Raw genomic sequence first — 12,454 nt, forward strand, 5'->3', positions numbered from 1 at the left:
GTCGTACCCACGCCCGCGCCCGGAACCTGCGCGCCGACACCCGTGCCGCCCGGCCCGGCGGCCGCGCCCACCCCGGCGCCGGCCTCGGCCTGCAGGGCCTTCGCGCAGAAGGCGCCGACCTGGTCACTGCCGCCAGCGGCAGTGACCAGCGCGTTCAGGTCCGGGGAACTGAGAGCCGCGCCGGCGTCGGCCGTGTAGGTATGGCACAGCGCGAGCAGCGACGCCGAGACGGACGCACCGGCGCTCGGCACCGAGACCCGCGGCGCGGTCACCTCGGCGGAGGGCGTAGCCACCGGGGACACGGCGGCGCTGCCACCTACACCGGGGACGGGCAGTACTCCTGTGCCAGCGGCGGCGGCGGCGCCTCCGACGGCCGTGGCCGCGACCGCCACGGCGGCGACCTTCGCGGTCAGGAACTTCGCGAGCAACAACTTGAACATGGGCTCTCTCCGCGGCTGGGTGACGTGAGCGAGACGCGCCTCCCGGAAAGCGGCCACAGCCGCTTCCTCACCGTCGAGCTCGCCATCGCGGGCCGGAGCGGCCACGGCGGCGAGCAGGTCGGCAAGGGGATCCGCACCGGCCCCCGCATTGACCGGGCCGCCGCGAAGCATCCGCTCCGCGGCGCCCCGGCCGATCCGACGGGGTCGGTGTGTGCTCATCTCACGTCCTTCAGCGTCGAAGCCCTCACCGGTGTTACACCTGGCCGTGTTGCACCTGGCCGGAACCCATGATCATCGCCGCGCGCCGCCACCCCGACCATGTTCACCTGGTTCACCTGCCTCCGGTCGACCAGCCCCGGTAACCCCACATTCGCCGAGCTGTTCGGCGAGCTGTTCGGCGAGCCTGCGCAGCCCCCGGTGCGCCGCGGTGCGGACCGCGCCGGCGCGCTTGCCCAGGACCCGCCCCGCGGTCTTCGCGTCCAGCCCCATGACCGCCCGCAGGAGCACCGCCTCCGCCTGGTCCAACGGCAGGCCCGCGATCAGGCGCATGGCGGCCTCGGTGGACATCGCCTCCAACGCCTCGCCGGCGGTGTCATCGGGCGCGGCCATCTCCATCATCACCGTCTCGACCGGTACGTCACCGCGCGGGCGGCGAGATCGCCGGCGCAGCTGGTCGAGCGCGCGATGACGCGCGATCGTGGCTGCCCAGCCGCGAAACCCGTCGAAGTCCCCGCGGAACGACGGCAGGTCCCGGGCTATCTGCAGCCACGTCTCGGACGCGACATCCTCGGCCTCGTCCCCGACGAGTACCCGCAGGTACCGCAACAGACCCGGCTGGATCGTCCGATAGAGCAGTCTGAAGGCCGCCTCGTCACCGCGGCGCGCCTCGCTCACCGCCGAAGAAAGATCCGGCTCCTCGACGGACGGCCTGCCGACCCCGGTGCGGGTTTGGTGGCCGGCCGTCGGCGTCGGCACCAGCGCCGCCGCCGGGCCGCCAGGCGTGGAGGCCGACCCCGCCGAGAAAGATGATCGTCGTGGGATGCCCTCAGTGGCGACCGCATCTGCGCTCAGCTCCGCGCTCTCGCTCACCGCGCAGATGATGCGACCTCGCCCGGAACGGCCGGACATGGGGGGCTTGCTCATAGCACAGCGACAACGCACTGGCACGGTCAGACTCAGCCACGCTCGAGGATAATGTTCGGGTTCCGCGGCATTCCACCCGGGCGCCGTCGGATTGATCTATGGTTGGTGCGCCAGCTGGCTAACCTGGTCGGGGGTATCTGGCCGCTTGTGTCGGGTGCGGGGGGCGGGGCGAGAGCTGTGGCTCGTTCATCGACGTCGCGGACGTCGCGGTTGGTTCTGGGATCCGCCGGTGCGCGGGTTCTCGTCGTCGGCACGGGCGGGCTCGGTGGGCCCGGCGCCGACCGGGCGGGCGAGGTCGGCGCCGTGGTAGCGCGGGCCGTGGCGGCGGTCGGCGGCGTGTTCGTGGAGCGCTGCGGGCTGGCCGAGGAAAGCCTGCGCACGGTCGTCGACCCGGCGACCCCGCTCGATCTCGGCGAGGCTCTCGCGGCGGCCGTCGAGCAGGCCACCGAGGCTCTTCTCGTCTACTACGCCGGCATCGTCCTCATCGACGCCGACGGGATGATCCACCTGGCGACGGCCGTGTCGGACAGCCGTCCCCATCGCCTGGCCTACACGGCCCTGCCGTTGTCGTCGGTCCTGGCGACGATGGCGACGAGCCGGGCCGCCACCCGGCTCATCGCCGTCGATGGTCTGTGGGTGCGGACCACGGCCGCCCACTCCACCGTCCCGCCGGTGCCACCTCGCGTTCCCGGTCTTCGCGAGGATGTTGCCGGTCCTCGTGAAGATGCGGGGGGCGGCGCCGACGCGGCCGCGGCCGGCGACGGCGTGGAGCTGCTCGTGCTGACCTCGCCGCTGGCCGCGCACACCGGGCTGGCGGCGCACACCGGATCGGCGGCGGGTGACGGATCGGTGGCGGGTGACGGACCGCCGCTGTCCGCCGGCCTGGTCCGGCTCCTCGTCAACGGCGACCCGGACGGCCCGGTCGAGCTGAGCGTCGGGCAGGTGACCCGGCGGCTCGCCCAACGTCTCACCGCGGCCGGGAACGCAGTGCTGCATTCCGCCGCCGCCTGGTCGGATGGGGTGATCCTCGCCGGCAACGCCGCGCACACCCCGCCGATCGCCGACCTGGAGCCGGCGCCGACCACCGTGCTCACCGACGGCCCCGGCCCGGTGGTGACTCCCACCCCGCGACAGCCGGCGGGGCTTCCCAGCGCACCGGACGGCGGGGTGACCACCGGTGAGGCCGCCTGCCCCTATCCCGGTCTCGCCTCGTTCGGCGCCGGCACGCAGCGCTGGTTCTTCGGGCGGGAGCGAGCGACGGCCGAGGCGCTGTCGCGGCTGGAGGAACGGCTGGACGGCGCGGGTCCGCTGGTGCTCGTCGGTGCCTCCGGCTCGGGAAAGTCGTCGCTGCTGGGCGCCGGGCTGCTCCCGGCGCTCGCCCGGGGCGCAGTGGCAGGCACCCGCGGTTGGCCGCAGGTCCTGATGACACCCACGGATCACCCGGCCCGCGAGCTGGCCCGCACGGTGGCGCAGGCGGCCGGGCTGTCCGTGCTCGCAGCGGCACGGCTCGACGTCGTCTCGGAACCCGCCCGATTCGTCGGGGCGCTGTCGGATCTGCTCGCCCTGCGTCCGGCCGCCGGCGGGACCACCCCGCCCACCCGGCGGGTGATGATCGTCGTCGACCAGTTCGAGGAGACGTTCACCCTGTGCGCGGACGAGGAGGAGCGCGGCGCGTTCATCCGCGCGCTGGTCGCCGCGTGCCGCGGGGACGGGGCCACCCGTCCACCCGCGGTCGTCGTCATCGGCGTCCGCGCCGACTTCTATGGCTGGTGCGCGGCCTATCCAGAGCTGGTGGACGCGCTCCAGACGGGGCAGGTCGTGGTCGGGCCGATGACCGCGGCGGAGGTACGCGACGCCATCGTGAAGCCGGCCGAGGCGGTAGGGCTCACGGTGGAGCCGGGCCTGGTCGATCTGATGCTGCACGACATCGGCGCCGACGAGCACGGCGTCGTCGCCGACCCCGGATCGTTGCCCCTGCTCGCGCACGCGCTGCGCGCCACCTGGCGGGAACGCGAGAACGGCACCCTGACGGTGGCCGGTTACCTGCGGGCCGGGGGTCTACGGGGGGCCATCGCCCGGACGGCGGAGGAGACCTTCGGCACGCTGGACGCGGCCGGCCAGGATGCGGCCTGGCAGATCCTGCTACAGATGATCCAGTTCGGGGATGGGACGGACGACACCCGCCGCCGCGTCTCACGCACCGAGCTGCTGTCCACGTCGCCGTGGGCCCAGGACTCGCCGTCGGCCCAGGACGTCTCCGCCGTCCTCGACGCGCTGGTCGCCGCCCGACTCGTCACCGTGGACGCCGACACCGTCGAGATCTCCCACGAGGCGCTGCTGCGCTCGTGGCCGCGACTGCGCGAGTGGATCGAGGTCGATCGCGCCGCGGCAATGACCCGACAGCGGCTCACCGACGCCGCGGCCACCTGGGACGACGGCGGGCGGGACCCGTCCTACCTGTTCACCGGCAGTCGGCTGGCGACCGTCCGGGAGTGGGCGCAGGCCGGGCAGCGGCAGACGGCACTGAGCCCGGTCGCGCGGGACTTTCTGGCGGCCTCCCTCGCGGCCGAGCAGGCGGCGCAGCGGGCCGAGGCCCGGCGGACCAGGCGGCTGCACCAGCTCGTCGCCGCTCTCACGGTGCTGACCCTGATCGCCGGTGGAGCGATGGCGTTCGCCTTCCGGCAACGGGCCCAGATCGCCGGCGAGCGGGACCGGGCGCTGTCGGTGGCGATCGGCCGGCAGGCCGATCAGCTGCGCAGGTCCGACCCGCTGGCCGCCGCCCAGCTCGGCGCCGTCGCCTACCGGCTGGCGCCGACGGCGGAGGCGCGCAGCGCCGTGCTGTCGACGTTCGCGAGCGACTACGGCTTCGCCACCCGTCACCTCGGCACGCAGACCCGTCCGATCGGCGCGGTCGCCTACAGCCGGGACGGCAGGCTGGTGGCGACGGCGAGCGACGACTGGACGGTCGCCCTGTGGTCCGCGTCAGACCCCACCCGCCGCACCCCGCTCAGCACGATCAGGGGCCACCGGCTGGCGGTGAAGTCCGTGGCGTTCAGCCCGGACGGCCGGTTCGTCGCCACCGGGAGCGACGACCGGACGATCCGGCTGTGGACCATCACCGATCCCACTCACCCGGTGCTCGCGGCGACGTTACCCGGCGCCTCCGACTCGATTCACGGGCTGGCCTTCCGCCCCGACAGCCGGGTCCTTGCCACCGGCGGGTACGGATCACAGGTGCGGCTGTGGGACGTCTCCGACGTGAGCGCGATCCGGCCGGCCGGCGCGATCACCGCCCACACCGCGAACGTCCGTGCCGTCGCGTTCAGTCCCGACGGCACCGAGCTGCTGACCGGTGGCGACGACGGCCGGGCTCTGCTGTGGGACGTGCGGGACCTCGCCGCCCCGGCAGAGCTGAGCGAGCTGAAGGGCGAGGCGGGCCCGAATGTCGTGCTCAGCGCGAACACGGCCGTCCGTGCGGTCGCCATCAGCCCGGACGGGAAGACGGCGGTGACCGGCAGCGACGACACCACCGCGCGGGTCTTCGATCTCACCGACCCGCGACGGCCGACCACCCTCCAGGTCATCGACGAGGTGCGATCGGTCGAGGCGGTGGCGGTCAACGTGGACGGCCTCGTGGCCGTGGGGGTGAACAGCGCGGTCGAGATCTACGATCCGTCCCGCCATTTCGACGCCATCGCGGTCCTGCCGCACGCGTCGAAGCCGTGGGCGTTGGCCTTCAGTCCGGACGGGCGGACCCTCGCCTCCGGTGCCGACGACCGCGCCCTGCGCCTGTGGGACGTGCCGGGGCCGACGCTGGTCGGGCACCACCGCTTCCTGTGGTCGACGGCGGTCCATCCGAACGGGCGGGTCCTGGCCACCGGGGACTACGGGCAGACCGTCCGGCTGTGGGATGCGCATGACCCCGATCGGCCGGTGTCGGCCGCCACGTTGACCGGATTCAACGCCGCGGTCGGCAGCGTCCGGTTCACCCCGAACGGCAGGGTTCTCATCGCCGGCAGCCTCGACTACGCCACCGACTTCGACGGCACGGTCACGCTGTGGGACGTCGCCGACATCCGCCGTCCCAGGCTGCTGTCCACCATCCATCCCGGCATCGGCGGGATCAAGGACCTGGAGGTCAGCCCGGACGGCCGGACCCTCGCGCTGGCCGGCACGAGCGCCCGACTGGCCCTGGTGGACATCTCCACCCCGGCCACGCCCCGGCAGCGGTCCGTCCTCGCAGGGCACCGCTACGACGTCGCCACCGTCAGTTTCAGTCCGGACGGGCGCACCCTGGCGTCCGGGAGCGGCGACCGGACCATCCGGTTGTGGGACATCACGACACCGGACCGACCGGCGGACATCAGCACGATCACGGGCTTCACCAGCGCCCTGATCACCATCGCCTTCAGCCGGGACGGAAGGACCCTAGCCGTCGGCAGCTTCGACACGAAGGTCGCCCTGTGGGACGTCACGGACCGCCGGGCCCCGCGCGCGCTGCCCTCGATCATCGGGTTGGGGGCCGGCGTCAACTCCATCGAGTTCAGCTCCGACGGCCGGCTCATGGCGGCGGGCGTCGGCGGCGCGAACGGTGTGGTGCGGCTGTGGGACATGTCCGATCCGGCCGACCCGGTGCCGTACGCCACCTTCAGCGGCCGCTACAACGGCTTCGCGGCGGTCGCCTTCGCCCCGGGCACCGCCTTCATCGTCGGAGCGCCCTACCAGGTGATCGGATTCGTCTGGGACCTCGACCCGGCGAGCGTCGTCACGCGGCTGTGCGCGCGGGCCGGCGACCCGCTCACCCGCGAGGAATGGAAACAGTACCTGCCGGGCCTCGACTACGATCCGCCGTGCGGCTGACCGGACCGGAGCCGGAACGGTTCATCACCGACCGGGTGGCCGAGGCGCTCCCCGCCTACGAGGTGACCGCCGTGCTCGGGCACGGCGGTCACGCCGTCGTTCTCGCGGGTCGCCACCGCCAGCTCGACCGGACCGTTGCGATCAAGGTCCTGTCGACCAGCGCGGCGGACGGCGGCGCCCACGGCCGGTTCCTGGCGGAGGCGCGCCTGCTGGCCGGGCTCGACCATCCCCACATAGTCCGCCTCTACGACTACGTCGAATCCGGGGACCTGTGCCTGCTCGTCATGGAGCGGCTGGCGGGCGGCACCGTGCGGGCCCGCGCGGCGAACGGGCTGACCGTCGACGTCGTCTGCGCGATCGGGTTGGCGACCGCCGCCGCGCTGGAATGCGCGCACGCGGGCGGGATCCTGCACCGCGACATCAAACCGGACAACATTCTCTTCAGCGCCGACGGCCTGCTGAAGGTCACCGACTTCGGGATCGCCAAGCTCATCGGCGCTTCCGGTGCGGCCCCGAGCACGCTCGTCGGTACCCCCGTCTACATGGCGCCGGAACAGTTCGACGGCCGGCCGCCGGGACCGGCGTGCGACCTGTACGCGCTCGGGATCGTCCTCTACGAACTGCTCAGCGGCCGCCCACCGTTCGTCCGGGTGCTGTCGATGGCGCAGCTGATGGACCATCATCTGCGCGTCGCGCCGCAACCACTGGACGCCGCGCCGCCGGCGATCGCCGCGGTGGTGGACCGGGCGCTGCGCAAGGAGCCCGGTGCACGCCCGCCGTCGGCCCACGCGTTCGCCCTGGATCTCGCCGCCGCGACGGCCCAGGCGCTCGGTGCGGACTGGCTCACCCGCTGCCCGCTGCCGCTGCGGCTCGACGACGATGTGCGCGACGCGGCGCGCGGCGGTCCGTCGGCCCGCACCCCGCCAGCCGTCCCGCCGCCGGGCACCCCGCCGCCAGCCGTCACGCCGTCAGCCGTCACGCCGTCAGCCACCGCCTCACCACGCCGATGGTCGGCCGGCGTGATCCGGCGCCGGTCCCTGAACCGGACCGCGCGGCGCGACCTCCGCCCGGCCGACATCACGTCCGCGCCGTTGCGGGTGGACTACCCGTACAGTGTGGTCGCCGCGCCGGACGGTGCGGTGTACGTGTCCCAACGGCTACGTCACCGGGTGCTCCGGATCGAACGCGACGGCCGGACGGTCCATGTGGCCGGCTCCGGCAAGAGCGGCCCGCACGGTGACGGGGGGCCGGCCGTCGACGCCGAGCTGGACAACCCGTGCGGGCTGGCTCTGGGCCCCGACGGTTCTCTGTTCATCGCGGACAGCTTCAACAATCGGATCCGCCGGGTCGCGCCGGACGGTCGGATCGTCACCGTCGCCGGCTCCGGCCGTCACGGCCCGCCGGCCGGCCCCGCCGCCCGGCACGCCACCTCGCTCGACCTGGCGCACCCGCACGGCGTCTACGCCGACGCGGCGGGCCGGGTGTACGTCGCGAACACCGGCGGCCACCAGGTGATCCTGATCGACCCGGATCTGCGGGCGGCACCGCTGGCGGGGGCGGGTGTCCCCGGCCTGTCCGGAGATCACGGACCCGCCCAGTTCGCCCAGCTCCGGCGCCCGCACGACGTCACGGCCCCGCCCGGACGGAATGTCTACCTCGCCGACACCGACAATCACCTGCTGCGGGCGGTCGACGCCGACGGGAGCATCTCCACGGCTGCCGGGATGTTCTACGGCGCGTCCCCCGACGACGGAGCCCCGGCCCGGATCGCGGACGTCGGTCGGCCCCACTCGCTGGCGCCCACCCCCTCGGGCGGTCTGCTGGTCACCGACCCCGACCGGGGACGGGTCCGCCTCGTCACCCGCGATCGACTCGTCCGCACCTTCGCGGACGCCCGAACAGGTCTGCGGCGACCGCTCGGTGTCACCGTCCACAGCGACGGCACCGCCTTCGTCGTCGACACCGCCCAGCACCTCATCCACCGTCTCCCGGTCGCATAGATCGGTCACCCGGCGTCGGTCCCACTGAGCCCGGCACGGTCCTCCGGGGTTACTCGGGGTGGGTCATGCGGAGGCGACGCCGGTTCCGTGCGGGATGTCCAGCCCGCACCCGCCGCGAGCTGTCGTAGGAAGGCCCGTTGAGCTCTGCCGTTTCCTTCCCGGAACGGATGGATGGCGTTCAGGTCGCCGTAGAGTGTCGCAAACCTGAGAACAAAGGATTCTCGCTTGAGCCCTACGAGATGACGGTCTTCGGCCAGGCCCGAGAAAAGATCGTAGAGCTGCCCCTCGACGAACAGCGCCCGGCAGAACGGGTGGCCATCCTTCGCGAGGTTCACAGTACGAATCTCGCCCGCCCATCGGTAGATGTCCTGGAAGAGCATCCGGTGGAAACGACGAAGATGCTCGGTATCGTAAGCGCCCGGGAGGAGGGATGCTCCCAGCTCAGCGTAGCGAAGGCCGGAGATCTGCTGTTCGATGTCGGCGAGCTCATCAGGATCATGTATGTCGAGCCGGTTCCGCAGGCACTCGGTGCCCGGCCAGCAGTACGGGTCGCTCACTGGTCGAGGCCGCGCCCCCTGTGACGGGCGAGAATGTCCGCGACAGCCTCATCGGCTGTGCACGTCCCTGACGCTACCTGCCGGAGCCGAGCCTGCGTATCAGGCGAGAACTCGTGGCCCTCCAGACGCGCGTTGCCGACCGCCGCCGAGACGGCTTCGTCGACTGACATCCTCAGCCGAGCGTAGTAGTCCGCCATGATCGTTGGCTCTATGGGCTCGTTAGACGACTCCCCCTCCGGCAACCCTGCACGCGCCAGCCGCCACGGCGCCTCCACATGCGTCATCCGCGACAGTTCGTCACCACTGAAAGGCCCGTACTTTTGCAGCACCCACTCGATGGTCCGAGTCGCCTGGGACCCGAGTCGACGGGGATCCCCCGCTGGCCATGAGCTGACGCAGAAGCAGCCGCGGTGCTTCTCGAAGAGCGCCCATACCACCGGACCGTTCGACCAGGCCTGAACCTCTTCGTCGAAGAGATTCACGCGATGGTTGGCGAGATGCCATGCCTGCGAGTAGTAGACCAGCTTCTGCAAACGCCAGGTGGCCATCATCCCGAGTCGCGCGAGGATGAAGGCGGCAACATCATGGACGTTCTCGGCCATACCCTCACCTCCCTCGGACTCTGCGCACCGAGCGCACCGAGCAATACCCTGTACTTGAAATATTTTACGCGCGCGGGGCAGGGGGCGTCGCGCCTTGCCCCACGCGGGACCGCTCTTTCGAACCAGAGCTGGTCGCCGAGGCCCAGGCACTCATGCTCGTTCTGGGCATACCGGGCCCGGCCAGCCCAGCCAGGCGAACGTCCACTTGATCACCCGCCGGCCGGGCGGTGGATGCCGGGATCAGGCGTTGGGCGGCAGGGCGGTGCCGGCACCGCGCTGCCGCAGCGCGACCCGCTCCGGGCCCGCGCCCGCGGCCACAGGCGCCTCGGCCTCGGTGTCGGTGTCGGCGTCGAGACCTTCCACCGTGAATCCCGCCTCGGCGATCATCTTCAGGTCCTGGTGGCCCTCCTGGCCCTCACTGGTCAGGTAGTCACCGAGGAAGATGGAGTTCACCACCGAGAGGGCGAGGGGCTGCATCGAGCCGAGATGAATCTCCCGGCCGCCCGAGAGCCGCACCTCGGCCGTGGGGTTGACGAACCGGACCATGGCGAGAATGCGCAGGCACTGCCGGGGGTTGAGGTTCCACTCCGCGCCCAGGGGCGTGCCCTCGAATGGCATGAGGAAGTTGACCGGGATGGAGTCCGGGGCGAGCTCGCGCAGCGCGAAGGCGACGTTGACGAGGTCCTCGTCGCTCTCCCCCATGCCGGCGATGATGCCCGAGCAGGGTGAGAGGCCGGCATGCCTGGCTTCCTGCACCGTGTCAACCCGGTCGTTGTAGGTGTGCGTCGTGCAGACGTCTGCGTACTTCTCACCGGCTGTGTTCAGGTTGTGGTTGTAGGCGTCCGCACCGGCCGCCCGCAGCCGTGCGGCCTGCCCGTCGGACAGCAGGCCGAGGCACGCGCACACCTCCACGCCCGGATGTGCGGTCTTGATCGCGCCGACCGTGTCCGCCACGCGGTCGACGTCCCGGTCCGTCGGCCCGCGGCCGCTCGCGACCAGGCACACCCGGCGGGCACCGCCCGAGATGCCGGCACCGGCCGTCGCGGCGGCCTCCTCGGGCTTGAGCCAGGTGTACTTCAGGATTCCCGTGTTCGAACCGAGCCGCTGCGAGCAGTAGGAACAGTCCTCCGGACAGAGCCCGCTCTTGAGGTTCACCAGGAAGTTCAGCTTGACACGCCTGCCAAAGTACCTCCGCCGGAGCCGGTAGGCGGCGGCGATGACATCCATGAGATCGTCGTCGTCACTGCGCAGGACGGCTAGGGCCTCGTCTCGGGTCGGGGCCCGACCACTCACCCCCTTGCTGACAAGGCTGTTCAGGGTGGCTGACAGGTCCATGTCCGTCATCCTCAATCCTCTGCGGGCACTGGCGGGCACTGGCGGGCGGCGGAAACCTGCAGGTGATCGTCCTTCCGCCACGCCCACACTCTCATCGTTACCTTGATCGGAACCAGCAATCACCCATGCCGGGGCGGGGGTACGGCCGGGGTTACCCGGACGTGGACGTGGCCGACCGGCGCCGGCGGGCAGGATGGGGAGGAAGGGGAGGATGGGTAGGTGGCGACTGGATCCCGGTGGAGGAGAACGACACGTGCGCGTTGGGCGACAGCGTCGCCGGCGCCCACCCCACACCGACCGGACCAGCGACTGGACCTTCGAGTGGAAACTGGACCTTCGACCGGAAAGTGAGGCCCACCAGTGAGCCCGCAAGGATCCGACTCCGACGTCGTGACGGTGCCGCGTGACGCGGCGTCACCACAGACGGTGTCGCGTGAGACCGCGCCGGTCCCGCCCGCCGCCGACGAGGTCGTGCTCCTCGACGCCGAACGCCGCCCCTGCGGGACGGCGCCGCGGATCGCCGTGCACGGCCTCGACACCCCCCTGCACCTGGCGTTCTCGTCCTACCTTTTCGACCCGGCCGGCCGGCTGCTCGTCACCCGCCGAGCGCTCGACAAGCGGACCTGGCCGGGGGTGTGGACGAACAGCTGCTGTGGGCATCCCCGCCCAGGCGAGGACCTGGCGCGGGCCGTCGAGCGCCGGGTGGGCCAGGAACTCCGCCTGGAGCTGACCGACCTGCACTGCGCGCTGCCGGACTTCGCCTACCGCGCCACCGCCGCCGACGGTCTCGTGGAGAACGAGGTCTGCCCGGTCTACGTGGCGCGGGCGCTCGGGGACCCGGATCCGGACCCAGCCGAGGTGGTCGAGTGGCGCTGGGTCGAGTGGGACGACTACCGCCGGGTGGCCGCCGCCGCGCCCTGGGCGCTGAGCCCCTGGTCGGTCGACCAGATGGCGGCGTTCAGCGCGGCGGCCCATCCGCTGACCGCCGCGCTCTCCCTCGCCGACGGCGGAACCCACGCCTGAGCCGACCGTCCGGAGAACCGGCCATCCGTCCTGTTCCAGAGGGCGTCCTGTTCCAGAAGGGCTGCCGTGCCGACGCTGACGCCCGGGGCTGCCGAACCGCGGATGGTCCCGGACGCCGCGCGACCGTCCGCCGCGGCGGCACCGCAACGCCCGCAAGCCGCACGGCGTCAGGTCACGGCGCCCCGCCGCGTCACTTCACGGCGTCCCGGACATGGTCGATGATCGAGGCGATTGGGCCTACCGTCCACTGCTTGGCGGTCGAACCGGCGGCTGACGGGTGCGGATGGGTGGGAGCGAACTTCTCCGCCGTCCGGAGCCGACGGCCCATGCTTTCCAGCTGCCTGGCGTCGCGGGCTGCGTGCACCCGGGGAAACTCCTCATTTTCCTCATGCTCGGCGTGGTCGACAACGGCCCGTTCGAAGTCCGCCAGCTTCGCATCGAACTCGGCGCTACCGACATCCATCTTCTCCAGCGCCAGCAGCGCGCGGGTGGCC

The 12,454-nt window shown here is 72.1% G+C and carries 8 protein-coding genes and 1 pseudogene; 3 read left to right on the forward strand and 6 right to left on the reverse strand.

Annotated elements, in window-relative coordinates; all coding sequences use genetic code 11:
* Both AC08OV_RS12645 and AC08OV_RS12650 read right to left on the reverse strand, forming a co-directional pair.
* The coding region (locus AC08OV_RS12645; protein ID WP_476619700.1) for a hypothetical protein at positions 1-659 on the reverse strand (659 nt) is incomplete at its 3' end.
* A 72-nt stretch (positions 660-731) separates the two neighbouring features.
* Complete coding sequence (locus AC08OV_RS12650) at positions 732-1,415, reverse strand: RNA polymerase sigma factor (protein ID WP_476619707.1); 684 nt, start codon at positions 1,413-1,415, stop codon at positions 732-734.
* A 378-nt stretch (positions 1,416-1,793) separates the two neighbouring features.
* On the opposite strand from AC08OV_RS12650, the gene AC08OV_RS12655 reads away from it, so the two are divergent.
* Together AC08OV_RS12655 and AC08OV_RS12660 are read left to right on the forward strand one after the other, a co-directional pair.
* Complete coding sequence (locus AC08OV_RS12655) at positions 1,794-6,443, forward strand: nSTAND1 domain-containing NTPase (RefSeq protein ID WP_476619701.1); 4,650 nt, start codon at positions 1,794-1,796, stop codon at positions 6,441-6,443.
* On the forward strand, positions 6,434-8,443 hold the full coding sequence (locus AC08OV_RS12660) for a serine/threonine-protein kinase (protein ID WP_476612854.1): 2,010 nt from the start codon (positions 6,434-6,436) through the stop codon (positions 8,441-8,443). Before AC08OV_RS12655 ends, AC08OV_RS12660 begins: the two co-directional genes overlap by 10 nt.
* A 5-nt stretch (positions 8,444-8,448) precedes the next feature.
* On the opposite strand, the gene AC08OV_RS12665 is transcribed toward AC08OV_RS12660, so the two are convergent.
* The 3 genes from AC08OV_RS12665 to bioB all read right to left on the reverse strand — a co-directional run bounded on the left by AC08OV_RS12665 (position 8,449) and on the right by bioB (position 10,946).
* Complete coding sequence (locus AC08OV_RS12665; protein WP_476612871.1) at positions 8,449-8,823, reverse strand: Fic/DOC family protein; 375 nt, start codon at positions 8,821-8,823, stop codon at positions 8,449-8,451.
* Positions 8,824-8,996: 173 nt separating this feature from the next.
* A complete protein-coding gene (locus tag AC08OV_RS12670) occupies positions 8,997-9,602 on the reverse strand; it encodes a type II toxin-antitoxin system antitoxin SocA domain-containing protein (protein WP_476612855.1) in 606 nt (201 codons plus the stop codon).
* A gap of 240 nt (positions 9,603-9,842) precedes the next feature.
* Positions 9,843-10,946, reverse strand: coding sequence for a biotin synthase BioB (bioB, locus tag AC08OV_RS12675; RefSeq protein WP_476612856.1), 1,104 nt, complete (start codon positions 10,944-10,946; stop codon positions 9,843-9,845).
* Between the two features lie 351 nt (positions 10,947-11,297).
* Between bioB and idi the strand changes: the two genes are divergently transcribed.
* Positions 11,298-11,960: an isopentenyl-diphosphate Delta-isomerase gene (gene idi / locus AC08OV_RS12680; RefSeq protein ID WP_476619702.1), complete on the forward strand. Its 663-nt coding sequence runs from the start codon at positions 11,298-11,300 to the stop codon at positions 11,958-11,960.
* 190 nt (positions 11,961-12,150) lie between these two features.
* Here the strand turns inward: idi and AC08OV_RS12685 are convergent.
* Positions 12,151-12,454: pseudogene (locus AC08OV_RS12685) on the reverse strand (hemerythrin domain-containing protein); the annotation flags it as partial.

The organism is Frankia sp. CeTa3Moorea (genome assembly GCF_978021225.1).